Origin of the sequence: Gordonia jinhuaensis, assembly GCF_014639795.1 — a bacterium.
In the GTDB taxonomy this organism is placed as follows: Bacteria; Actinomycetota; Actinomycetes; order Mycobacteriales; family Mycobacteriaceae; genus Gordonia_B; species Gordonia_B jinhuaensis.
Genome location: NZ_BMGC01000003.1, coordinates 1 through 24,201, shown reverse-complemented (window position 1 = coordinate 24,201; position 24,201 = coordinate 1). Strand labels below are relative to the sequence as shown.

Below are 24,201 nucleotides of genomic sequence, written 5' to 3'. Positions count from 1 at the left end.
CTCAGGGTGCACGGTTGCACCCGGCCCCGAGCGCCTTGTTGACCTCGAGAACGTTCACCCGAGGCTGCCCGAGGAAACCCCACTGCCGTGAGTCGGTGTGCGCGGCGATGATCGAACGCACCTGATCCTGCGTGCGGCCGGTGACCCGGGCGATGCGGGGCACCTGCAGCGCGGCGTAGGCCGGGCTGATCGCGGGGTCCAGACCCGATGCCGAGCCGGTCACCGCATCGGCAGGCACCGCCGATTCGGCGACACCCTCACGTGTGGCGATCGCCTTACGGCGCGCGGTGATGGTGGCCGCGAGATCGGGATTGGCGGGCCCGAGATTCGAGGCGCCCGAGGCCGACGGGTCGCCGGGCGCCATCGGTGTGTCACCCGAGCCGGCCACGCGGGCATGCAGGTAGGGATCGGGCTCGCCGGCCTTGACCTGCGGGTCGATTCCGAGCAGCGATGAACCGATCACACATCCCTGTGCCGACACCCTCGAACCCTCTGCCATCGACGAGTCGATACGCGAGAAGGCCCACACGGCAAGCGGATACAGCCCGCCCAGGAGAACCGTTAGCAGGACCATCATCACGATCGAGACGACGATCTGACGCGCCCACCCCGTCGGGGTCGAGTGTGCGGCAGAGGTGTCCGAGGAATGCGGTGATGCTGGATCCCCATGTCGTGGATCCCCGGGTGTTGAAGCATTGTTCGACGTTGCGAGAGTCATTGTCTATCATCCCATTCCGGGGAGGAAGCGGACCACGAGGTCGATCAGCCAGATGCCGATGAACGGTGCGATCACACCGCCGAGTCCGTAGATGAGCAGGTTGCGTCCGAGCAATCGCGACGCCGACGACGGCCGGTATTTCACACCGCGCAGCGACAGCGGGATCAACGCCACGATGATCAGGGCGTTGAACACCACCGCCGAGACGATGGCCGACTGCGCCGAATGCAGATGCATGATGTTGAGCCGGTTGAGCGAGGGGTACACCGCACCGAAAAGCGCGGGCAGGATCGCGAAATACTTCGCGAGGTCGTTGGCCAGCGAGAACGTGGTGAGCGCACCACGGGTGATGAGCAGCTGTTTACCGATGGCCACGACGTCGATCAGTTTCGTGGGATCGCTGTCGAGGTCGACCATGTTGCCGGCCTCCTTGGCCGCGGCCGTACCGGTGTTCATCGCCAGCCCCACATCGGCCTGGGCCAGCGCCGGCGCGTCGTTGGTGCCGTCACCGGTCATGGCGACCAGTCGGCCCCCGGCCTGCTCGGCGCGGATCACCTCGAGTTTGTCCTCGGGGGTGGCCTGGCTGATCACGTCGTCGACACCGGCCTCGCGGGCGATGGCCGCAGCGGTCACCGGGTTGTCGCCGGTCACCATGATCGTCTTGATACCCATCGACCGCAGCTGCTCGAAGCGCGCCGCCATCCCGGGCTTGACCACATCCGACAGGGCGATCACACCGTAGGCCTGTGCGCGGCCGCCGGTGCCGTCGGGAGCGGCGATCTGTACGCCGACGACCAGCGGTGTGGCGCCCTTCGACGAGATCGCCGCGACAGCGTCGAACACCTCGGTCGGCATCACGCCGCCGTTCTCACGGATCCAGCCGTCCATCGCATCGGCGGCGCCCTTACGGATACGCGTCTCACCCGCCGGTGAGCTCAGATCCATCCCACTCATCCGGGTGTGCGCCGAGAACGGCACGATGACAGCGGTTTTCGCGTCGTTGCGCAGAGCGTCGACGTCGACACCGTAGTCCTGCGCACACAGGTCGACGATGCTGCGGCCCTCGGGCGTCTCGTCGGCCAGGCTCGATCGACAGACCGCGTCGACGAGTTCCCCGGTGCTCACCCCGGGGGCGGCGACGAACTCGGTGGCGCGTCGGTTGCCGAAGGTGATGGTGCCGGTCTTGTCCATCAGCAGGGTGTCGATGTCACCGGCGGCCTCGACCGCACGTCCGGACGTGGCGAGCACGTTGTGCTGCACGAGCCGGTCCATCCCGGCGATACCGATCGACGACAGCAGTGCGCCGATCGTGGTGGGGATCAGACACACCAGCAGCGCGATCAGCTTGATGGCACTCGGTGCCGACCCGGCATAGGACTGCATCGGACCGATTGCGACCACGGCGAACAGGAAGACGATCGTCAGGCTCGCGAGCAGGATGTCGAGTGCGATCTCGTTGGGGGTCTTGCGCCGCGAGGTGCCCTCCACCAATGCGATCATCCGGTCGACGAAGGTGTGGCCCGGTTCGCTGGTGATGCGCACGACGATCCGGTCGCTCAGCACGGTGGTGCCGCCGGTCACCGAGCTGCGGTCACCGCCCGATTCGCGGATCACCGGTGCCGACTCGCCGGTGATGGCGGACTCGTCGACGGTGGCGATACCGTCGATCACATCGCCGTCGCCGGCGATGGTCTCACCGGCCTCGACCACGATCTCGTCGCCGACGGTGAGCTCGGTTCCCGGCTTCTCGACGATCCGACCGCCCGCGGTGATGACCCGGGCAACGCTGTCGCGCTTGACCTTTCGCAGACTGTCGGCCTGCGCCTTACCGCGACCCTCCGCCACCGATTCGGCGAGGTTGGCGAAGATCACCGTGAACCACAGCCAGAAGGCCGTGACGAAGGCGAAGATCGACGGCTTCAAGATCGCCAGGATCGTGGTGATGATCGACCCCACATACACGATCATCATCACCGGGTTGCGCGCCTGGGCGCGGGGGGTCAGCTTGCGCATCGCCGCGGGGAAGGAGGCGATCAGCGCACGCGGGCTGAACGCACCACTGCCGACGAGTTCTGGCGAATCATCGCTCGCCGGAACACCTTCGGTGTTCTCCACGGGCGTTGTGACCTCGACGACCGTGTGCATAGGGGAATCCTCTGTTTCTGAACGAGATGTGGTGACCGTGCCGGCGCGAGTGCTCTTGTCGCTCATGACAGGGCCTCGGCGATCGGACCCAGCGCGATGGCCGGGAAGAAGGTGAGGCCTGCGACGAGCACGATGGTGCCGCCCAGCAGCGACGAGAACAGCGCACCGTGGGTGGGCAGGGTTGCGGTGGTGGCCGGGCGGGAACGCTGTGCGGCGAGCAGACCGGCCAGCGCCAGGATGAACACGATCGGCAGGAAACGTCCCAGCCACATCGCGACACTCAACGCGATCTGATACCAGGGCGAGGTCACGGTGATCCCGCCGAAGGCGCTGCCGTTGTTGTTGGCGGCCGAGGCGAATGCGTAGAGCACCTCGGTGAATCCGTGCATCGAACTCGCACTGCCGTGATCACCGCTGTTGCCCATCGCCGAGACCGCCGAGGGGATCGCATAACTGATCGCCGCGCCGGTGAGCACCAGGATCGGCATCACCAGGATCGAGAGGGCGGCCATCGTGATCTCCTGCTGGCCGATCTTCTTGCCCAGCAGATGCGGGGTGCGACCGACGAGCAGTCCGCCGACGAACACCGCGATGATCGCGAACACGAGGATGGAGTACATCCCCGCGCCGACACCGCCGGGAGCCACCTCACCGAGCAGCATGTTCCACAGCAGCGCACCGCCACCGCCGGCGGAGTAGCTGTCGTGTGCGGAGTTGACCGCACCCGTGGATGTCCCGGTGGTGGAGGTGGCGAACAGCACCGATCCGGGGATGCCGAACCGCTGCTCTTTGCCCTCCATCATCGAACCGGCAGCGTCGGCGGCGACGCCGTGAGTGCGTGACTCCAGCACCCAGATCACCGTGAGCATCGCACCCCAGATGACCGCCATCACCGACAGGATCGTGTAGCCCTGACGCTGATCCTTGACCATCGTCCCGTAGGTACGCACCAGCGCGACCGGGATGACGAGCATCGCAATGATTTCGACAATGTTCGACAGCGGCGTCGGATTCTCGAACGGATGCGCCGAGTTCGCGTTGAAGATGCCGCCGCCGTTGGTGCCGACCTCCTTGATCGCTTCCTGGGAGGCCGCCGGTGCCAGCACCGCATGCTGGCGGGCGCCGTCGATGCCCACGAAGTCGAAACCGGCATGCCAGGACTGCACCACTCCCTGGGTCAGCAGGATCAGCGCGACCAGGAAGGCCAGCGGCAGCAGGATCCGCAGTGCAGCACGGGTGATGTCGACCCAGAAGTTGCCCAGGTCGTCGCGTCCGCGGGCGGCGGCGATGCCACGGATCAGCGCGATCGCGATCGCCAGACCGACGGCCGCCGACACGAAGTTCTGCACCGCCAGACCTGCGGCCTGGGTGAGGTTGCCCATCGTCAGCTCGGGCGAATACGACTGCCAGTTGGTGTTGGTCACGAAGGAGACCGCGGTGTTGAGTGCCACGTAGGGCGTCACCGAGGAGTGGCCGCCGTTGGCGGGCACCACACCCTGCAGACGCTGGATGAGGTAGAGCGCCAGCACGCCGACCAGCGAGAACGACAACGCACTCACCGCATAGCTGCCCCACGTCTGCCCGTGGCGCGCGTCGATCCGAGCGATGCGATAGAGCCCGCGTTCGACGCGCAGATCCTTCTCGGAGGTGAAGACCCTCGCCATGTAGTCGCCGAGCGGGCGGTAGGCCAGGGCGAGAATCAGCAGCACCGCACCGACCTGCAGTGCGGCGGCGAGTCCAGCGCTCATCCGTCGAACCGCTCAGGGAAGACGAGTGCGGTGAACAGGTAGATGACGGTGAGCGCCGCGATCACCAGCAACACGGTGGTGACGACGCCGTCGACGGTCACCGCCCCACCCGCTTTGCCACCAGACGCAGCACGAGGACACAACAGGCGAACACCGCCAGCATGACCACGACACTGATGAAATCAGCCATCGAATCTCTCCCACGGACATGACCGGATGACCTTGCGCATCCGGTTCGACCGAGTGATCGTGCACCCGAGAGAGAGGAACCGAGGACCGCGTTTACGTCGCTTAGACGCGCTGACCGGCGATCTTGACGCGATCTATACGCCCGCACCCGATCCGGCGTTAACGCGGTCGGGCGACTCGGGGGTTCAGCTGGTGGTGGTACCCGACTGGGCAGAACCGGACTGGGTGGAACCGGACTGGGTGGGAGCGGACTGGCCGGAATCTGATCGGCCCGGGGCCCCCGGCATGCCGTTCATGCCACCGCTGTTCATGCCCCCGCCGTTCATGCCACCGCCGTTCATGCTGCCAGGCATACCGCTCTCGCCGGTGCCACCGCCGGACGTGCTGCCGCCTCCGGGGAATCCGCCGCCCATGCCACCGCCGTTGCCTCCGGGCCCGCCGAATCCGCCGGGACCACTGCTGCCATGTGTGGAGGTGGAGTGGCCGGCCCAGTAGCCCGCGCCGAATCCGATGCCACCGAAGACCACCGCGACACCGATGGCCGCGGCGATGACGGCGTTCTTGACGTTGACGGTCGACGTGACCGAGTGGGTGGTCCCGGCCGGAGTACCGGCGGTGCCGGGGATATCCGAGACACCAGAGCCATCCGGGGCGGCCGACGTGGTGGCGGCTTCGGGATTGCTCATGCTCGTGTTGCTCATGCTCGTGTTGCTCATGGTCGGGGTGTCACCTCGTGGTCGCGCCCCGACACATGCTGTCGGGGTCATCGACGGTGATATTCACCCACACTGCCACGCCGCTGTGGCGAACCTGGGAAAGCGCTGTCCGCGAGGTCGATACGCCGATCAGCCCTTGCTGACCTGGTAGAACACCGAGTTCGGACCGCCTGCGGCATTCGGCGTGGCACCGACGGATACGTAGTAGGTGACGCCGTCTCGCTTGCGGGTGTAGGTGTCGACCTTCGCGCCGCCCTGGGTGGCACTGCTGTTGCGCGTGTAGCCGGCCGCCTCGAGCTTCTTCTCGGAATTGGCCAGCGCGTTGCCGGAGCCCGCGTCGCCCTGGATGGTGAAGTTCCAGCCGTCTGCGGCGTCGCCGCCCGCCGACTGCACGAGTCCGTCGAGCAGCGGCACATCCTCGCGCGGGAAGTCCGCGGGAATCGGGGCGCCGGCGATCTGCGCCGACGACGAGGCGGCCGAGGACTTGTCACCTCCGCCGCCGCACCCCGCGAGCGCTCCCGCCCCGATGACCACCATCGCCGCTGCCGCCACCCCACGGCCGATCCACCCGGTCACTCCCCCACCCCTTCGTCGTACTTCCCTGTCGACACGCTGCCCTGTCGTCGTCACGCCGGTCACCCGCCGCACCTGCGCCGAGACACCGCAGAGTCAACTCCGCCACAAAAGGGACGAAGCGGACACGATTTCGCGGGAGGCAGGGTCACTGATGTTCCGAGCTGCGCCAACGGTAGACTACCGAGGTCTGTGTGGCGACACATCGCCGTCCCGGGTCGTCTCCGGTCCTCCCTGCGGAGTCGGGCGAGGTTCGTCCCGCGCAGTCACTCGCACATGCCCGCCGACAACCGACGGAGAGCAATTGGTCGCAGTCCTGGTCGTCCTCATCGCCACTGCTGCCCTTGCCCCGTTCGTGATCTCCTGGCTCGGCGGTCGCGGTTTCTACGTGCTGGCACTCGCCCCTGCCTACGGATTCATCTGGGTGTGCACGCACTGGCCCGGGTCGGGCCCCCCACACGTCGAGACGATCACCTGGGTCACCGCACTCAAGATGGACATCGTCTTGCGGATGGACGATCTGGCCGCCGTGATGTGTCTGCTCGTGCTGGGCGTCGGCGCATTGGTGCTGTGTTATTGCGCGGAGTACTTCACCGATGTCCGCAGGCGGGTCGCGGGCTTCGCCGCCGAGATGGTGGCCTTCGCCGCGGCCATGTTCGGCCTGGTGCTCTCCGACAACATGCTGGTGCTCTACGTGTTCTGGGAGATCACCACTGTCCTGTCGTTCCTACTCGTCGGCTTCTACGCCACACGCGCGACCTCACGGCGGGCGGCCACGCAGGCCCTGCTGGTCACCACCGCCGGCGGTCTGGCGATGCTCGTCGGCATCATCATGCTCGGCGAGCGCGCCGGCAGTTATCTGCTCTCCGACGTCATCGCACATCCGCCGGCCAACGGCGTGTACCTGTCGGTGGCCATCGGTCTGATCCTGGTCGGCGCCTTGAGCAAGTCGGCGATCGTGCCGTTCCACTTCTGGCTCCCGGGAGCCATGGCCGCACCGACGCCGGTCAGCTCCTATCTGCACGCCGCGGCGATGGTGAAAGCGGGCATCTACCTGATCGCCCGGCTCGCACCGGCCTACTCCCACATCCCCACCTGGCAGATCCTGGTGATCGGGCTGGGTTCGGTCACCATGGTCCTCGGCGGCTGGCGGTCGCTGCGCGAATACGACCTCAAACTCATCCTCGCCTTCGGCACGGTCTCCCAGCTCGGCTTCATGGGGGTGCTGCTGGGTATCGGCGATGCCAACGTGGCCGTGGCCGGACTCACCATGCTCATCGCGCACGCCCTGTTCAAGGCGACCCTGTTCATGAGTGTCGGCGTGATCGACCACTCCACCGGCACCCGTGACGTGCGCAAACTCGCCCGTCTGGGCCGTCGCGTCCCCCTGCTCGCCGGTATCGCGACACTCGCCGCGGCGAGTATGGCCGGCCTCCCCTTCACCATCGGATTCCTCGGCAAGGAGACCGCGTTCGCGTCGGTGTGGGACACCCATGCGCTGTCGGAGTGGCAGGCCCACACCGTCGACATCGTGCTGGTGGTCGGATCGGTGCTCACCTTCGCCTACTCGGCGCGGTTCCTGTGGGGCGCCTTCTCCGACAAGAAGCGCAAACGCCCATCGCCGGCGGTCGCCGAGATGCACAACCCGAACCTGGCCTTCCAGCTGCCCGCCGCGGTGCTCGCGGTCCTCAGCGTGGTCGGCGGATTCGCCTATCGGGGCGTCGACGCACTGGTCGAGCCCTACGCCAAGACCGTCCCCGACTACGGCGAGGAGATCGAACATCTCTCACCGTGGCACGGCTTCACCATCGCGGTGGTGTTCACCATCATCGTGATCGTCGCCGGCACGGCACTGTTCCTGGCGCTGCGGTCGCGTCGGATCCGCCTGCGGTGGACACCGCTGGGCAACGCCGACCGCATCTACGACTCGGTACTGCGCGGGGCCGACTCCGCATCCCAGGCGCTGACCGCCCGCACCCAGAGCGGTTCACTGCCGGTGACCCTGGGCATCATCCTGCTCACGCTGATCATCTTGCCCACCGTCGTGCTGTTCCTCGGCGCGCGCAACCGGCTTACGCTCCACGGCTTCGACTCGCCGCTGCAGGTGGTGGTCGGCCTGATCATGGTCGCGGCGGCGGTGGCGGCGACGGTGATGCGCAACCGTCTCGCGGCAACACTGGTCGTCGGCGTCACCGGCTACAGCCTCGCGGTGCTGTTCGCCGTGTACGGCGCCCCCGACCTCGCACTCACCCAGTGCCTCGTCGAGACGCTGACCCTGGTGATCTTCGTGTTGGTGCTGCGCAAGTTCCCCGCGGAGTTCGAACCGCGGCACAACACCGGATTCAAACCGTTGCGCGCGGTGATCGCACTCGCCTTCGGTGCACTGCTGGTGGTTCTGGGCCTGTTCGCCGCGGCCGCACGCAGCACCGAACCGCTGCACGTCGACCTGCCCGAAGCCGCCTACAAGTACGGCCACGGCGCCAACGCGGTCAACGTGCTGCTGGTCGACACCCGCGCCTGGGACACCCTCAGCGAGGTGTCGGTGCTGCTGGTCGCCGCGACCGGGGTGGCGTCGATGGTGTTCCGCAACCGCCGGTTCGGGTCGGCGCCGCGAGTGGCCGACGCAGCCCGCCTGCAGGCCGACAAGGGAACGCTGCCCACCCGCAACGACATCGACAACCGGCCGACGTGGCTGCGCGGCTCCACCTTCCGCGACCCACGGCACCGCTCGATGGTCCTCGAAGCCACAACCCGCCTGCTGTTCCCCACCATGGTGGTGCTGTCGCTGTACTTCTTCTTCGCCGGTCACAACGCACCCGGCGGCGGCTTCGCCGGCGGCCTCACGATGGGCATGGCGCTGGTGTTGCGCTACCTCGCCGGTGGTCGCTACGAGCTGGGCGAGGCGTTGCCGATCGACGCCGGCCGCATCCTCGGACTCGGCCTGGCCATCTCGGTGGCCACGGCACTCGGGTCTCTGTTCGCCGGGGCGCCCGCCCTGTCGTCGGCGGTGATCTCCTTCGACATGCCGGTGTTCGGCCACGTCAAGATCGTCACCGCACTGTTCTTCGACCTGGGGGTCTACCTGATCGTTGTGGGGCTGGTCCTCGACATCTTGCGCAGCCTCGGCGCGCGCCTGGACATCGAACCGACGCCGCGGATGTCGGCGGAGCGCCGCCGCACCGCACCCACCGCGGGCGACTCGGTGGAGGCGAGCCGATGATCATCAACCTCGGTCTGCTGGTCGTGGTGGCGCTGGTGGCCGCCTGCGGGATGTACCTGATCCTCGAACGCAGTCTGGTCAAGATGCTGCTGGGCCTGCTGCTGGTGGGCAACGCGGTGAACCTACTGATCCTCACCGTCGCCGGCGCGGTCGGGAATCCGCCCATCATGGGACGCACCTCCGACAACCGGCACAACGACAGTGACGCACTCGCCCAGGGCATGGTGCTCACCGCGATCGTCATCACCATGGGCATCGCCGCCTTCGGCCTGTCGCTGGCCTATCGCCTCTTCGTGATCAACACCGACGACGAGATCACTGACGACCCCGAGGACGTGAAGGTCCGCGAACGCGCCCTCACCGACGCCCCCGACCGGGACCGCAGTGACAACCGCTTCGGCGAGGACACCCGCGGCGGCGACCTCTTCGACGACGACGGGAACCCGATCACCCCCGCCGAACTCACCCGCAGACGCCGGGCACACCTGAGCGCCGACATGCTGCCTGCCAGCGAGGAGACGCCCACCGCCGAGACGGGAGACGACACCATCACCGACGCCGCGGGTACTCCCGACCCGACCACCGAGGACCGGTCATGACGCTCGATCACGACCTGTTCTCCATCCTGATCGTGTTGCCCACGCTCGTCCCGCTGGGCGCGGCGGCGATCACCCTCATCCTGGGCCGCAACCCCCGACTACAGCGCGCGATCACCGTCGCGGCGATCCTGGTGGTCTTCGTCGACGCCTGCCTGCTGCTCTACATGACCAACCGGGACGGCACGTTCGCGCTTTTCATCGGCGGCTGGGGTTCCAAGGGCTATCCGAACGGTCCGCTGGGTATCACGCTCGTCGCCGACCAGCTGGCCTCGGTGATGCTGGTGGTGTCCTCGGCGGTCCTGTTGTGCGTGATGCTCTACGCCGTCGGACAGGGCATCCGCGACGGCGACGACCGGCAGCCGGTGTCGATCTTCCTGCCCAGCTACCTGATCCTGTGCGCCGGAGTGTGCAACGCCTTCCTCGCCGGCGACCTCTTCAACCTCTACGTCTCGTTCGAGGTGCTGCTCGCGGCGAGCTTCGTGCTGCTGACCCTCGGCGCGAGTCCCGACCGGGTGCGTGCGGGTATCGCCTACGTGATGGTCTCGATGGTCTCCTCGGTGGTCTTCCTCGTCGGGATCGCTTTCGCCTACGCCGCCACCGGCACCCTGAATCTCGCCGAGATGGCCCTGCGCCTGCAGGACGTGCCCGACGGCACCCGCAACGCCCTCTACGCGGTGCTGCTGGTCGCATTCGGCATCAAGGCCGCGGTGTTCCCGCTGTCCACGTGGCTGCCCGACTCCTACCCCACCGCACCGGCACCGGTCACCGCGGTCTTCGCTGGCCTGCTCACCAAGGTCGGCGTGTACGCCATCATCCGGACACAGACGCTGCTGTTCCCGAGCGGTTCGATGGACAATGTGCTGCTCGTGGCCGGGCTGCTGACGATGCTGATCGGCATCCTCGGTGCGATCGCGCAGACCGACATCAAACGATTGCTGTCGTTCACCCTGGTCAGCCACACGGGCTACATGATCTACGGGATTGCGTTGTCGAGCCGGTTCGGATTGGCCGCAGCGATCTTCTACGTCATGCACCACATCCTTGTGCAGACCACCTTGTTCCTGGTCGTCGGTCTCATCGAACGGCAGGCGGGGTCGGCATCGCTGCGCCGACTCGGCGGTCTGATCGCCAGCCCGCTGCTGGCCGCGCTCTTCCTCATCCCGGCGCTCAACCTCGGTGGCATCCCGCCGTTCTCCGGGTTCATCGGGAAGGTCGGCCTGATCGAGGCGGGCGTGCAGGATGGCAGTGTGCTGTCGTGGATCCTCATCGCCGGGTCGGTGATCACCAGCCTGCTCACCCTGTACGTGATGGCCCGCGTGTGGACCAAGGCGTTCTGGCGCCCGCGTGCCGACGCCCCCGACGGCGACCTCGCCGACGCACGCCCGTCGGCACTCCTGGACGACTCCACCGACATCGCCTTCGACGATCGCGCCGACGTCGGCCGGATGCCCATCGGCATGGTGGTCCCGACGATGCTGATGGTCGCGGCGACCCTGGTGCTGACGATTTGGGCCGGACCGATCATGAATTTCAGCGAACACGCCGCGAACGACCTCAAGGACCGCTCCATCTACCTGCAAGCGGTACTCGGAGGTGACGGGTGATGGGCCAGCCTCGGGACGCCGGACAGAACCCCGATCCGGGCGACAAGCGCGTGCGGCGGATGCTGCACAACGCGTGGCGGTTCGGATTCATCGCACTGGCCTGGTCGCTCACCAGGTCGGTGGTCTGGTTGAAGAACCATCTCGCGATCAACCGGTGGCTCGGCGCCGACATGCGCGTGATCGGCCTGCGGCTGTGGTCGATCGCGTGGCTGGTGTTCGTGTGGATCCTGTTGTGGGGGACCATCTCGTGGGCCAACGTCATCACCGGTCTGGTGGTGGCGATCGGGGTGGTGACCATCCTGCCGCTGCCGCGCGTCGCGGTGGAGGGCCGCATCCACATCCTGCCGATGATCGCGCTGACCATCCGGCTGGTCGTCGAATTCTTCATCTCGTCGGCGCAGGTGGCGTGGCTGGCGATCCGCCCGGGCCGCCAGCCGATGGGCGCGGTGCTGCGCGCCCGGGTCCACATCAAATCCGACATGGTCCTCACACTCGCCGTCGACTACCTCAATCTGGTGCCGGGCACCATGGTGGTGGAGATCGACCACCGGCGCCGGCTGCTCTATGTTCACGTCATCGACGTGAGTTCCCCGCAGCAGGTCGAACGGTTCTACTCGATGCTCACCCGCACCGAGCAACTGTTCATCAGTGCGTTCGAACGCGACGACGAATGGCGGCCGAGCCCCTATCACGGCATTGACGACGAGTTCGGGGTGACCGCACGCCACATGAGCCCCGGATCGGAGGACGTGCACCAATGATGGTCGTCTGGATTATCTGCGCCACGCTTCTGCTGACGGCTGCGGTACTCGCGGCAATCCGCATCCTGCGCGGCCCCAACACCCTCGACCGGCTGGTCGCGCTGGACACCGCGGTCGCGATCGCCATGTGCGGACTCGCCGTCTGGGCCGCCTACAGTCTCGATTCCACGGTGGTGCCGGCGATCGTGGCACTGTCACTGTTGAGCTTCGTCGGGTCGGTGTCGATCGCCCGGTTCCGCGTCCGCGACGACGAGGTCGGCAGCGACGAGTCGGGCTCATGATCAGGGCAGGCAGGGCTGGAAATTGATTGCAGACATCATCGTGGCGGTGTTCATGATCGTCGGGTCGCTGATGGCGCTGACCGCGGCGATCGGCGTGCTGCGTTTTCCTGACACCCTCACCCGGATGCACGCCGCCACCAAACCGCAGACCTTCGGACTGCTGATCATCCTCATCGGTGCGCTGATCAAACTCGGCAGCAGTGTCGACTCGGGGATGCTCGTGTTGTCGGGACTGTTCATGATCATCACCGCCCCCGTGGTGGCACACCGCATCGGCCGTCTCGCTTATCAGGAGCAGCGCATGCGCGACAACCTGATCGAGACCGACGAGATGGAGACCGGGCGCAGTGACTGATCTGCCGACCTCGCGGGTGTCTCGCGGCGCCGGCCTCGGGCAGGTGGCCGCACGCTCGATCGGCAGACATGCCCGCACACGCGTGGCCACACTCGGTCGCGACCCCGACGAGGTGGCGCGCCGCATGCAACGCGACGCCCTGACCACCGCCGACGAGTTGGTCGACGTGCTGGGGTCGATGAAGGGTGCGGCGATGAAGGTCGGGCAGATGCTCTCGCTGCTCGATCTCGATCTCATACCCCCGGAGTCCCGCGATCAGTTCTCACGCAAACTCGCCGTGTTGCGCGACACCGCACCCGCGGTGGACGACACGATCATGCTCGACAGGCTGCGCACATCCCTCGGCGCGCGGATGAGCGCATTCGCCCACATCGACACCCCGGCGGTCGCGGCGGCCTCGATCGGGCAGGTTTACCGGGCGGTGCTGCGCGACGGGCGCCAGGTCGCGGTCAAGGTCAAATATCCCGAGATCGACACCATCATCGAGTCCGATCTCCGCAATCTCTCGACCGTACTGCGCATCTCACGACGCCTGCTCCCCCACACCGACATGGACTCGATCATCGGCGAGGTGACCGGTCACCTGCGTGAGGAACTCGACTACATCCACGAGGCGCGGATGCAACATCAAGTGGCCCAACGGTATCGGGGCCACCCGTTCATCCTCGTTCCCGATGTGGTCGAGCAGCTGTGTACCCGAGACGTTTTGGTGACCGAATACGTCAACGGGGTGGGATTCAACGAGATCGTCACCCTCGATGCCGACACCCGCAATCAAGTGGGCGAGACGATCTACCGATTCTACTGCGGCGGAGCCTATCTCGACGGCGGGTTCTGCGGCGATCCACATCCGGGCAATGTCCGGCTCGCCGACGACGGCAGGGTGGCCTTCCTCGACTTCGGTCTGTACAAGACGATGCCGGCCCGATCCACCGAACTCGAGCGCAGTGTGCTGCGGTGCGCACGCGCCGGCGATGGAGATGCACTGCGAAAAGTGTTGAACGAGGCCGGGATACTGGTCTCCGGGGACGATCTGAGCTCGGCCGAGATCCTCGCCTACATTCGAGATGCCGCGTGGTGGCACATCGATGACGCCGTCCTCACCATCACCCCGGAGGTGGCCAACTCCACCTTCGTCGCCGCGGTTCATCCGTCGTCACGACATTTCGGCGACGCGCGCCGGCAGTCACTGCCCGAGGACCATGTGTTCGCCCGTCGCGCGGAATTCCACACCTGCGCTATGCTCGGGCAACTGCAGGCCACTCACAACTGGTTCCGCATCGAGGCGGAATGGCTCGACAACGCGATTGCCGGTACCGAGCTCGGAGAATTCGATCAGCACTGGCGATCCGGGCGCTAGTTTTTGTCAAAGTTCACAAAACCGGCGTCGTGGACGGGCTGCGTGTCCTAGTGTGGTGGAACACAAATATTCCGTGCGGCGCGGTGGGGCCGCCGAACGGCTAGCTGGGGAGTTGTTCGAATGTCGGTTGACTCGTATTCCGCGGTGCCCATCGGCACCGAGATGACCGAGGCGCCGCACCCGGCACTGACCGTGGCCGGGGTGCCCGCGTCGGCAAGCCTTCGCGACACCGTTAGCCTCGCATCACAATTGGTCGGTCACTTCGCCGACAACGTCGCCGCCTGCCACACCCTGCCGGGTGAGGAGATGCGCGGCGATGTCACTCTCATCACCCAGATCTGCCTGCAACTGGCGATCGACATGCTCGACAGCGGGCAACTGCCCGACGAGTCGGAACTGACCACCATCCGCGAGTCTGCGGCGCAGTGGGCCCGCGAAGGTGTGCCGTTGGGCACGATCCTGGTGACCTATCACGAGGGGATGCGGTTCGGCTTCGAACTCGTCACCGACAAGGCGCGCTCCGATGACGTCGGCGATCTCGTGTCGGCAATGAAGTTGCTGATCGAGCTCCTGAGCCTCGTGACGCGCACGGTCGCCTCCGCCTACGTCGAAGAGCAGCGACTGGTGGCCGGCGCCCATCACGCCGCGGCACAGACGTTGGTCTCGGCGTTGCTGTCCGGACATGCGACGGCGTCGCTGGCACGCCAGACCGGCGTGACGGTCGCCCCCCGCTATCAGGTGGTCGCGCTGACGGTCCCACCGCATCCCGACGAGCACAATCCTCGGTTGAACTCCACCACCGTGGCCCGCCGCAAACTGCGCAGGCTGCAGGCGGCGATCGGCGATCTGTTCACCTCCTCGGCGCTGTATCTGCTGTCGATCTCCGGTGGCACCCTGCTGATCCCCGATGACGGTTCGGCTCCACGGATCACCCCCGAACGTCTGGCGCAGCTGTCGTGTGTGGCCGAGGTCCCGGTGACCGCAACGGTGGTCTGCGGCGCGACCGACCAGATTCCCGAACTCTCCGAGCGCGCTCACGAATTGATGGATCTGGTTCGTGCCATCGGCAAGCCCGACGGGCTGTACGGGCTGGCCGACCTTCTCGTCGAATATCAGATCACCCGTCCCGGCCCCGCCCGGGCACATCTGGCCTCGCTGCTCGAACCGCTCGACAGTCATCCCGAGCTTCTCGACACGCTGCGCACCCATCTCGCGACGGGTCTCAACCGCAAGTCGACCGGACGGCAGATGCACATCCACCCCAACACCGTGGACTACCGGTTGCGGCGGATCGCGGCGACGACAGGTATCGACCTCGCCTTCCCCGAGGGGATCTCACGCGCTCATGTGGCACTGCTGGCACGCGATCTCGAAGGCGGCTCCGGCGGCGAATGAGCCACCGCCGCATCGACACCCGGCGCTCACCGCAGTTCGTCGACCACCGACCCCACGACCGCGCGCAGATCACCGGCTCGCGCATACACCTCGTGCTGACGCTGATAGGCGCCCCGGCGCCGCGGGATATCGGCCACCGCGGCGAGCTCGTCGGCGCAGTGTAGTTCTTGCGCAACAGGTTCCAGACGCACCAGTAGTCGCTCGAGATCCTCGGTCACGAGCTCCTCGGTGAGGTCGGAGTCGAGGATCACCACCGCCTCGAGCCCGTACCGCGCTGCGCGCCACTTGTTCTCCTGCACCAGCCAGGGCGCCATATTCGGCAAGGTCTCACCCGCGTCGATGCGGTGGTCGAGGTCGACAACCAGACAATGGATGAGCGCCACGAGTGCCGAGAGCTCGGTCATATTCGACACACCGTCGCAGACCCGCACCTCGATCGTGCCCAGCCGCGGCGCAGGCCTGATGTCCCAACGGATCTCGCTGATGTCGTCGATGATGCCGGTGGTCTTCTGATCGGCGACGAAGGCTTCGAACTCATGCCAGTTGGCGAACTGGAACGGCAGCCCCGCGGTGGGCAGCTGCTGGAACATCATCGCGCGATTGCTCGCATATCCGGTGTCCTGTTCGGACCACATCGGCGAGGACGCCGACAGCGCGAGCAGGTGCGGATAGTGACTCAGCAATGCGTTGAGAATCGGTAAGACCTTGTCGCGGTGACCGATCCCGACGTGCACGTGAACGCCCCAGATGAGCATCTGACGCCCCCACCACTGCGTGCGCTCGATCAGCTCGGCGTAGCGGTGCCCGGGAGTGAGCAGCTGGGTGGACCACTGGGCAAAGGGATGAGTGCCCGCGCCGTAGAGGTCCACGCCCAGGTCGTCACCGACCGCGCGCACCGCGGCCAGTGCAGTCGACAGGTCGTCCATCGCCTCGGCCACGGTGGTGCACACCCCCGTCACGAGTTCGACCGTGTTGCGCAGCAACTCGTGATGGATACGGTCGCGCAGCGTGTCGTCGACCGCACGGGCCCGGTCGATCAGTTCGGCTGCGGTGTTGGACAGATCGCGGGTCTGCTTGTCGACCAGTGCGAGTTCCCACTCCACGCCGAGCGTGGGTGCCGGAGAAGCGTTGAACTCGATCGGCTCGATCACGCGAGGCGAAGGTGTGGCGGCCATGTCGGTCGTCGGTGCGTCGTGGTCAGGCCGGGGCGGCCGTGACACAGCTCTCAGGCGGCGCCGATGACGCCGCAGGCGACGGCGGTGGATGCGTCCTGCGCACCCGAGGACTCGTCGGTGACCACCACGGTCTTGCCGGCGAGGTCGTCGAGCTTCACCGCGTCGGTCGACGTGACCAGTGCACCCGCGCCGTTGGCGTTCACGTTGACGTTGATGGTGCCCGCCGAGGCGATCGGGCTGCCTGCCGACGCGAAGTCGTCGGCGGCGACGCAGGCGTTGAGCTGATGGATCGCCAGTGTGTGCTCACCGGGCCGCAGGTTCTCGAGCTTGATGTCGATGTGGGTGGCGCCGGAGTCGTTGCCGAAACGTACGGTGCCCGCAGAGGCGCCGCTGGTGGTCTTCAGCGATGCCGTCACCACACCGCCGGCTCCGGTCGTGGCCTCGCCGGTGGTCGGGGTTTCCTGCACCGAGGCGCCGGGAAGCGCGGCTTCCTTGTCGACCACCGACGGGGTCGTGCCCTTCGACGAGGTGGGATCCTCGCCGTTGTCACAGCCGGCGATGACCAGGCCCAGTGCCGCAACCGAGACGGCGGCGATACCGACACGAGCAATTCCGGTGCGGCCGTGTCCGAGTCGAGCAAGCGTTCGGTGCGTCATGTGCGTGCGAACCCCTTCGTGGCGTCGATGTCGTGCCCGGACGGATCGACCGCCGTCGGCGGCGTCTGTGACCGGCACGCGAATCATATCCTCATCGGCCCTCGCGTCTCGCACTCCCCGCCGCCGGCGCCGGATCGGCGGGAGGCGTGGTCGTCATCAGCGCGAGACGACCACCAGCGCCATGCCGCTCCGGCACAGGGTGAACGACGACGGACGTGCGTCGGTGCTCACATTGCCGAGCGACGAGGCCAGTGCAGTCGCGGCCGCACGCTGTGAGCTGGTGTAGAACACCGTGTTCTCGGTGATGCTCGGACTGCTGAAGTTGCCCACCGAACTCACCTGGTAGCCGAGGCCGGTGACCTTCTCGCGGTAGTCGGTGGCCAGGCCCGAGATCGTGCCCGCGTTGTAGATACACACATCCGGCGCGTCGGCGGGAGCGACGCTCGCCGAGGTCGTTCCCGAGGCATCCGCGGCATCCGAGGACGGGGCAGATTTCTCCGTGCTGGGGGCGGCCGAGGTGGTCACCGCGGATTCCGAGGCAGCCGCCACCGGCTTGTCGGAGGAGCTCGTCGAGGCGAGCGAATGCCAGCCGAGGCCCACGAAGACGATGGCCACGGCCAACAGGACCATCGCCGCGGCACGCAGCGGAAGCTTGTTCGAGTCACGATCGGAGTTCATCGAGTCCACACCATAGTCGAGCGCACGCCGGGTCCGACGATCGAAGCGAATCCGACAGCGCCTCAGTCGGTGATGTCGAAACCGAGCCGACGAGCCGCACGTGCCTTCTGCCGGCTGGCTCGGAGTCGGCGCAGACGTTTGACCAGCATCGGATCGGCGGCGAGCGCTTCAGGACGATCGACAAGAGCATTGAGGATCTGGTAGTAGCGCGTCGCCGAGAGCCCGAAGAGTTCCTTGATAGCCTCTTCCTTGGCGCCGGCGTATTTCCACCACTGCCGCTCGAAGGCGAGGACGTCGTGTTCGCGGCGGGTCAGCCCGTCCTCACCCACCGAATTCGGGTCGACGGACGGGCCGTTCGCATTCCCCTGCGCCGCAGCGTCGTTGTCGTTGCCTGCTGCCTGGCCGGACTGCTTCTGGCTTCGCGCAGTTGCGCCGTCCATCTCGCTCCCTCGCGGTTTGGGTTCTTCACATCCATCACCGGTTCACGCACACCTGCGGGCCGCGCGACGAACTACATCGGTGTGGTTCGTCAATATCTAACCACGCAGCAGCTCACGAACCGGCGCCCGACACGATGAGCGGGGCGGCCGGCCGGCGGTGAGTTCAGCGCGCTCTGCCGCCACCTCGACGCAGGTGCCGGGAAGGGTGCGGACGAGGCGGCATCCGGGAGCATCGGGTGCCCCAGTAATCTGTCCGGCATGGCGATTCTCCCCATCTGCATCATCGGTGAACCTGTTCTGCACAAGCCGACCGTGCCGGTGGAGCTCGACGAGAACGGCCGGCCGTCGGCCGAGACCGTCGCCCTGCTCGACGACATGTTCGACACGATGGACGCTGCCCACGGGGTCGGCCTGGCCGCCAACCAGGTCGGCGACGACCGGCGGATGTTCGTCTACGACTGCCCCGACGGCGAGGACCGCTCGGCCAAGCGCCGGCGCGGCGAGGTGATCAACCCGGTGTTGGAGACTTCCGAGATCCCCGAGACCATGCCCGACCCCGAGGACGACGTAGAGGGGTGCCTGTCGGTGCCCGGCGAGCAGTTCCCCACCGGTCGCGCCGACTGGGCACGGGTGACCGGCGTGGACCGCAACGGAGACAAGGTCGAGATCGAGGGCCACGGCTTCTTCGCCCGGATGCTCCAGCACGAGACCGGCCACCTCGACGGTTTCCTCTACGTCGACGTACTCATCGGACGCAACGCCCGCGCCGCCAAGAAGACCATCAAGCGTGAGGGCTGGGGCGTGCCCGGCCTGTCGTGGACACCGGGGACCGTGGAGGACCCGTTCGGCCACGATGACGACGACGAAGACTGACGCCCGGTGAGTTCGGGACCGTCGTGATCGCACCGATGATCGGCGACCGGGTGGTCGTCCGGTTCCGGCTGGCCGAGGGTGCGCCCGCCGATTGGCGCAACGCGCAGGGCGCACGGCTGTCCGACGTGACCGGTGTGCTGGTCGACGACGCCGACCCGATGCTGGTCGAGCGCGACGGCGAATCGGTCGCCATTCCGCGGCGACTGGTCGAGCACGTGCGACTGCTGTCGCGACATCCGGTGCGCAACTCCGACATCCGCAGCCTCGAATATGCCGCAGCGCATGCATGGCCGGGATGCGAACAGGTCGATGTCGACGGGTGGTTCGTGCGTGCCGGTCACGGGTTCACCCGCCGCGCGAATTCCGCGGTGCCGCTGGCTCAGGGTGCCCGTCTCGATGACGAGTCCCGGTCGGCGATGCGGGCGTGGTACGCCGACCGTGGCATCGACGGACAGCTCGCGGTGATCGACCGGCTCATCCCCGCGCGCCACATCGATCAGCGCGATCTCAGCGCACCGGTCGCGGTACTGACCGCATCGCTCGCCGAGCTGACGGCGAGCGCGGCAGCCCAGGCGGTCGCGGATCAGGCGAGCGCAGGGAAGACAGCGGCGGTCGAGCTGTCGACGGTTCCCGACGACGCCTGGGTCAGCGCCTACGGACAGTCCTACCGCGAGTCCTCGAATGACGCCGCAGTGGTCGGTGATGTGGTGGCGTCGGTGGTCGACGGCTCGCTGACCTTCGCGTCGGTGCGGACCGAGGGGCGGACGGTGGCGACCGGACGCGCAGCGCTGACCCGTGGACACGACGCTCGGCTGTGGCTGGGCATCTCGGCCGTCTGGACCGCACCCGACATGAGGCGACGCGGCCTCGCGCGAGCGGTTCTGGAGAGTCTCATCGGCTGGGGATCGTCCGCCTCGGACGCCTATCTGCAGGTGGAGGCCGACAATATCGTGGCAGCCGCGATGTATCGCCGTCGCGGTTTCGGGCTCCATCACACGTACGGATATCAACGGCTCTGAGGAGGCGTCCCGGACGTGGTGCCTCGGGGCACACGGTCGCACCAGCGATGTGACCCACTTCTCGCCTTCGTCCTGCCCCTACGAGTGGCCGAGAGCAGCGGATACGGCGACCATTGAGGGCAATCACGCATGTGATCGGCGCGATCTCCCCGGCGGGTCACCCCGGGCGGGCGCGCGGCGGCGTAGTCGAACACGCGGGTCGCCGAACACTCAGGCGCGTCGTCGACGGCTCACAGCGTGCACCCAGGTTTGCGGCGAAGCATGAGGGTGTAGATCGAGACACAGCCAGAGGTAGAAGCCATGATCGCCACCGCACTTGTTCACACCGAAGCCGCCGAGATCGAGGTGTCGGTGACCGAACCCGCCGTGCTTCGGTCGGCGATCGCCATCGCCCGCGAATCTGCACAGGCGCTGTTCCGCACGGTCGACGCCGATGACGAGAACTCCGAGGTCCATGCGTTCTCGGTCGCCGAGGGTGCGCCGGTGCTGGTGAGCACCCTGCTGCACCGCGTGGTGACCGAGGCTCTGCTGGCCGCCGACCTCACCGACGGTGCCGTGCGCGCGGTGCGGCCCACCGAACAGACGCCACGGACCGGTCGGTTCGCATGGCTGCGCCGTTCGAGTGTCCGCGAGGGTCTCGAGCTCGACGATCAGCGCAGCGTGCCCAGCTGGCACCGCGCCGACATCGGCGACGGGATCATCACCCTCGAACCCGGATATGACTTCATCCTCGATGATGTCCTGCCCGCGTTTCTCGCCGACGACATCGCCAGGACACTCACCGACCGGCTCGGCTACGGAGCCAAGGTCACCGTACGCACGTCGACGGTGGAGGTGACGACTGCAGCCGGCACTGCGCCCAGCGACGGCTGGCGGATCTCGGGGATCGGGAATTCTGCTGCGCCGCTGACACTTCCATGCCAGCACGCGCTCGCGGTACGTCGCCTCGATGCACACTCGCGCATTGCGGTGCTGGCGGATTCGGCGCTGCTCGCGCTCGCAGGGTCAGCGGTCGCCACAACACATCCCGACAGTGCGGCACGGTGGCTCTCGTCGCATCGGATGGCAGGGTGCATCGTCGACGACGCCGATCGCAAGGCCTCGACACCGGAGAATATGATCGGCGCCTGGCCTGAACTCACCGAATCACAGGCCGCCTGAACGGGTTTCGGTCAGCAGTTGCAGTTGTCGGACCCGACGGCGTGCTGGCCGATACCGGGTGTGCAGCATGGGTCGCCGCGCCAGGCGTTGATGCCCTCACGAACTGCGATCACGGCAATGACAAGGGCGGCGACCGGGTCAGCCCACGACCAGCCGAGCAGGCTGTTGAGGATTAGCCCGACCAGCAACACTGCCGACAGATATGTGCACAGCAGCGTCTGTGCGGAGTCGGCCACCGCGCTCAACGAGCCGAGCTCGCGGCCGGCGCGGCGTTCGGCCCACGACAACACTGGCATGATCAGCAAACTCACCGCTGCCAGTGCGATGCCGACCGAGGAATGCCGCGCCTCGCCACCGACGCCGAGCAGGGACCGAAACGAGTCGATACCGACATAGGCGGCCAGGGTGAAAAAGGAGAACGCGATGATCCGCAGAGCTATCTTCTCGCGCCGCTCAGGATCCGAACCGGCAAACTGCCACACAATCGCGGCAGCCGAAGCGACCTCGATCACCGAATCCAGACCGAAACCGATCAGCGCCCCCGAGGACACCCTCGCGCCCTCGCTGATCGCGATGATGGCCTCGATGACGTTGTAGGTGATGGTCGCCGCAACGAACCAGCGGATGCGGCGCTGCAACGACTTCCGACGCGCACAGTCGAGAGTCGGTCGACCCACCGACGGTAGACCGAGTTCAGCGGCCATCAGCAGCATCCCTGCTCGTCGGAGTGTGGACAGCACGTCGGGTCGACTACGAGGACCAAAGCGAGCAAGTCATCCAAGGCGTGGGCGATCCGGCCATCGGTCAACTCGTACCGGGTGCGACGACCTTCGGGTACCGAAACAACAAGTCCACATCCCCGCAGGCAAGCAAGATGGTTCGACAACACCTGGCGTGACACCCCGATGTCCTCGGCCAACGCCGCTGGATACCCTCCCCCGCCACGGAGCCGCAACAGCACCTGCGTGCGCGTCGAGTCAGACAACGCGTACCCAAACCTTGTCAGCGCATCACGCTGACTCACAGCAACCGTGTCCACAAGCCACACAGTACATGCGATTCTGTATTCAGGGAATCCTGTACGACGCTGAGTCGGTGTCGCCCGATGACGCTCGATGACGAGCCAGAGAAGAAGGTGCGTCGGCGGCCCCCGCCCCACCCGTCGCCGGAGTCCTGCGGCACCGACTGTCACCTCTGTCCTGATGCAGAACCGCGCCTGATGTCTCGATACATCACACCCTGTCAGTCCGTGTCATTCACGTGAATGATCTTGGGAGTGCTCGTAATTCGGGGTTGATTTCCCTTGTCGGGCTGGGATTTTCCCAGTACACTCGAACATGTATTCGATAGATGGTTCGAGTCACGTTCATCCGCCGGGAGGGGGTTCCAATGTCTGTTGATGCAGAGTCTGCTGACGTGGAGCCGGATCTCTCCGCATTGGGACTGCCCGAGTCTCTCGATGAGGTGGATGCTGCCGGTCTGGGTGCGGTCGTCGTTCGGGCACGGCGTGCTGGGGCGTTGATGGACTGGCACCGGTTGCGGGCGATGGCCGAGGTCTTCGAACGGCTGGTCGCCCCGTACATGGACTCTGACCAGCGCGTGTTTGACGCGCATGCGCGTGCGGCGAATGAGATCGCGATGATGCTCGGTCGCAGTCAAGCCGGTGTGGAAACCGAGTTGATGGACGCCGCGCACCTGTTCGCGGGCCTTCCGCAGGTGGCGCACTGCCTGCATGACGGGGTGATCACCGGCGGACACATCCGGACGGTCATCGCCCGCACCGCACTGGTCGGCGGGCAGGACTACGCACCCCTGGTCGACCAGGAGTTGGCCAACGCGTTGCGGCGGCAGGGCAGCTGGTCGTTGCAACGCCTGCGGGATGTGTGTGACCGGATTGTGTTCCGCCACGACCCTGCCGCCGTCCGGGAACGCCGTAAAGCTTCCGTCGAGGACCGTAGAGTCTGGGCCGAGAACGCCGGTGACGGCATGGCGGTCCTGCATGCGTCGATGACCGCCGAAAACGTCCGTGTCGCCGCCGCCCGCGTCGATGCCCTCGCGAGCAGTGTGTGCGAGTCTGATCCGCGCCGGGAAGGAGCCCGCCGGTCGGATGCGGTGTTCGCCCTGTTGTCCGGCGAGTTGTTCGAGTGCCAGTGCGACCGCGGTGACGATTGTGATGCCACAATCCCCGCGCCGGCGATGGTGCAAGCCGCTGAAGCACAGGTGATCATTCATGTGATCACCGAAGCCGCGACACTCGACGAACCAGAGCCGGAGGCTGCGGAACCTTCTGCGGTTGAGGCTGATTCGGAAGCCGCTGCCTCGGCTGCCACGGTGCCGACTGCGACCGAGGTGGATGACGCCGAGCCCACACTGGTCGAGGGGTCCGATGCCGGCAGTGCCCTGGAGGACCCCGAGCCCGCTGAACCTGTTGAGCTTGTCAAGATTTTTGTGTAAGTAGTTGTGCTCGTGTGGGTTAGAGGTAGGGGTTGATTCGGTCGGGGTAGGCTAGGGCGAGTTGAGCGAGGGCTTGTTTCC

24 protein-coding genes are annotated in these 24,201 nt (G+C 66.6%); 12 read left to right on the top strand and 12 right to left on the bottom strand.

Annotated features, from left to right (window positions below):
* Window position 1 precedes the first annotated feature (1 nt).
* From IEW22_RS02745 to IEW22_RS02720, 6 genes are all read right to left on the bottom strand, one after another.
* Window positions 2-577 carry a potassium-transporting ATPase subunit C gene (locus IEW22_RS02745; RefSeq protein WP_229742121.1) on the bottom strand — a complete coding sequence of 192 codons (576 nt, stop codon included), beginning with the start codon at window positions 575-577 and terminating at the stop codon, window positions 2-4.
* 147 nt (window positions 578-724) lie between these two features.
* Entirely contained in the window at window positions 725-2,863 is a 2,139-nt protein-coding gene (gene kdpB / locus IEW22_RS02740) for a potassium-transporting ATPase subunit KdpB (RefSeq protein ID WP_188585068.1), read from the bottom strand.
* A gap of 62 nt (window positions 2,864-2,925) precedes the next feature.
* Complete coding sequence (gene kdpA / locus IEW22_RS02735; RefSeq protein WP_188585067.1) at window positions 2,926-4,611, bottom strand: potassium-transporting ATPase subunit KdpA; 1,686 nt, start codon at window positions 4,609-4,611, stop codon at window positions 2,926-2,928.
* Window positions 4,608-4,712, bottom strand: a complete 105-nt coding sequence (locus IEW22_RS02730) for a potassium-transporting ATPase subunit F (RefSeq protein WP_188585066.1) — start codon at window positions 4,710-4,712, stop codon at window positions 4,608-4,610. The genes kdpA and IEW22_RS02730 overlap by 4 nt, the downstream gene beginning before the upstream one ends.
* Window positions 4,713-4,985: 273 nt before the next feature.
* Window positions 4,986-5,516, bottom strand: coding sequence for a hypothetical protein (locus tag IEW22_RS02725; protein ID WP_188585065.1), 531 nt, complete (start codon window positions 5,514-5,516; stop codon window positions 4,986-4,988).
* A 129-nt stretch (window positions 5,517-5,645) separates the two neighbouring features.
* Window positions 5,646-6,092: a hypothetical protein gene (locus IEW22_RS02720; protein WP_188585064.1), complete on the bottom strand. Its 447-nt coding sequence runs from the start codon at window positions 6,090-6,092 to the stop codon at window positions 5,646-5,648.
* Window positions 6,093-6,393: 301 nt separating this feature from the next.
* Here IEW22_RS02720 and IEW22_RS02715 point away from each other — a divergent pair, with 301 nt between their 5' ends.
* From IEW22_RS02715 to IEW22_RS02680, 8 genes are all read left to right on the top strand, one after another.
* Window positions 6,394-9,309: a Na+/H+ antiporter subunit A gene (locus IEW22_RS02715; RefSeq protein ID WP_188585063.1), complete on the top strand. Its 2,916-nt coding sequence runs from the start codon at window positions 6,394-6,396 to the stop codon at window positions 9,307-9,309.
* Window positions 9,306-9,908, top strand: a complete 603-nt coding sequence (locus tag IEW22_RS02710; protein WP_188585062.1) for a Na(+)/H(+) antiporter subunit C — start codon at window positions 9,306-9,308, stop codon at window positions 9,906-9,908. The genes IEW22_RS02715 and IEW22_RS02710 overlap by 4 nt, the downstream gene beginning before the upstream one ends.
* The gene (locus IEW22_RS02705; protein ID WP_188585061.1) at window positions 9,905-11,512 is read left to right on the top strand and encodes a Na+/H+ antiporter subunit D; all 1,608 of its coding nucleotides are present in this window, start codon (window positions 9,905-9,907) and stop codon (window positions 11,510-11,512) included. Before IEW22_RS02710 ends, IEW22_RS02705 begins: the two co-directional genes overlap by 4 nt.
* Window positions 11,512-12,273, top strand: a complete 762-nt coding sequence (locus IEW22_RS02700) for a Na+/H+ antiporter subunit E (RefSeq protein WP_188585060.1) — start codon at window positions 11,512-11,514, stop codon at window positions 12,271-12,273. The genes IEW22_RS02705 and IEW22_RS02700 overlap by 1 nt, the downstream gene beginning before the upstream one ends.
* Entirely contained in the window at window positions 12,270-12,554 is a 285-nt protein-coding gene (locus IEW22_RS02695) for a monovalent cation/H+ antiporter complex subunit F (RefSeq protein WP_188585059.1), read from the top strand. The genes IEW22_RS02700 and IEW22_RS02695 overlap by 4 nt, the downstream gene beginning before the upstream one ends.
* A gap of 22 nt (window positions 12,555-12,576) precedes the next feature.
* Window positions 12,577-12,909, top strand: coding sequence for a monovalent cation/H(+) antiporter subunit G (mnhG, locus tag IEW22_RS02690; RefSeq protein WP_188585058.1), 333 nt, complete (start codon window positions 12,577-12,579; stop codon window positions 12,907-12,909).
* Window positions 12,902-14,269: an ABC1 kinase family protein gene (locus tag IEW22_RS02685; protein WP_188585057.1), complete on the top strand. Its 1,368-nt coding sequence runs from the start codon at window positions 12,902-12,904 to the stop codon at window positions 14,267-14,269. Before mnhG ends, IEW22_RS02685 begins: the two co-directional genes overlap by 8 nt.
* Window positions 14,270-14,389: 120 nt before the next feature.
* A complete protein-coding gene (locus IEW22_RS02680) occupies window positions 14,390-15,664 on the top strand; it encodes a PucR family transcriptional regulator (protein WP_188585056.1) in 1,275 nt (424 codons plus the stop codon).
* 26 nt (window positions 15,665-15,690) lie between these two features.
* Here IEW22_RS02680 and IEW22_RS02675 read toward each other — a convergent pair whose 3' ends face one another.
* From IEW22_RS02675 to IEW22_RS02660, 4 genes are all read right to left on the bottom strand, one after another.
* On the bottom strand, window positions 15,691-16,839 hold the full coding sequence (locus IEW22_RS02675) for a glutamate--cysteine ligase (RefSeq protein WP_188585055.1): 1,149 nt from the start codon (window positions 16,837-16,839) through the stop codon (window positions 15,691-15,693).
* 50 nt (window positions 16,840-16,889) lie between these two features.
* Window positions 16,890-17,495, bottom strand: coding sequence for a superoxide dismutase family protein (locus tag IEW22_RS02670; protein ID WP_188585054.1), 606 nt, complete (start codon window positions 17,493-17,495; stop codon window positions 16,890-16,892).
* Between the two features lie 156 nt (window positions 17,496-17,651).
* Complete coding sequence (locus IEW22_RS02665; RefSeq protein WP_188585053.1) at window positions 17,652-18,173, bottom strand: LytR C-terminal domain-containing protein; 522 nt, start codon at window positions 18,171-18,173, stop codon at window positions 17,652-17,654.
* A 62-nt stretch (window positions 18,174-18,235) separates the two neighbouring features.
* The gene (locus tag IEW22_RS02660; RefSeq protein ID WP_188585052.1) at window positions 18,236-18,613 is read right to left on the bottom strand and encodes a DUF3263 domain-containing protein; all 378 of its coding nucleotides are present in this window, start codon (window positions 18,611-18,613) and stop codon (window positions 18,236-18,238) included.
* Between the two features lie 258 nt (window positions 18,614-18,871).
* Here IEW22_RS02660 and IEW22_RS02655 point away from each other — a divergent pair, with 258 nt between their 5' ends.
* The 3 genes from IEW22_RS02655 to IEW22_RS02645 all read left to right on the top strand — a co-directional run bounded on the left by IEW22_RS02655 (window position 18,872) and on the right by IEW22_RS02645 (window position 21,666).
* Window positions 18,872-19,486 (top strand): peptide deformylase, encoded by a 615-nt coding sequence (locus IEW22_RS02655; RefSeq protein ID WP_188585051.1) that lies wholly within the window; start codon window positions 18,872-18,874, stop codon window positions 19,484-19,486.
* Between the two features lie 23 nt (window positions 19,487-19,509).
* Window positions 19,510-20,505 carry a GNAT family N-acetyltransferase gene (locus IEW22_RS02650; protein WP_229742120.1) on the top strand — a complete coding sequence of 332 codons (996 nt, stop codon included), beginning with the start codon at window positions 19,510-19,512 and terminating at the stop codon, window positions 20,503-20,505.
* 300 nt (window positions 20,506-20,805) lie between these two features.
* Window positions 20,806-21,666 carry a hypothetical protein gene (locus IEW22_RS02645; RefSeq protein ID WP_188585050.1) on the top strand — a complete coding sequence of 287 codons (861 nt, stop codon included), beginning with the start codon at window positions 20,806-20,808 and terminating at the stop codon, window positions 21,664-21,666.
* Between the two features lie 11 nt (window positions 21,667-21,677).
* Here the strand turns inward: IEW22_RS02645 and IEW22_RS02640 are convergent, their stop codons facing one another.
* Both IEW22_RS02640 and IEW22_RS02635 read right to left on the bottom strand, forming a co-directional pair.
* On the bottom strand, window positions 21,678-22,370 hold the full coding sequence (locus IEW22_RS02640; RefSeq protein WP_188585049.1) for a cation transporter: 693 nt from the start codon (window positions 22,368-22,370) through the stop codon (window positions 21,678-21,680).
* On the bottom strand, window positions 22,370-22,705 hold the full coding sequence (locus tag IEW22_RS02635) for an ArsR/SmtB family transcription factor (RefSeq protein ID WP_188585048.1): 336 nt from the start codon (window positions 22,703-22,705) through the stop codon (window positions 22,370-22,372). The genes IEW22_RS02640 and IEW22_RS02635 overlap by 1 nt, the downstream gene beginning before the upstream one ends.
* Window positions 22,706-23,055: 350 nt before the next feature.
* Here IEW22_RS02635 and IEW22_RS02630 point away from each other — a divergent pair, with 350 nt between their 5' ends.
* Window positions 23,056-24,120 carry a DUF222 domain-containing protein gene (locus IEW22_RS02630; protein ID WP_188585047.1) on the top strand — a complete coding sequence of 355 codons (1,065 nt, stop codon included), beginning with the start codon at window positions 23,056-23,058 and terminating at the stop codon, window positions 24,118-24,120.
* Window positions 24,121-24,201 lie beyond the last annotated feature (81 nt).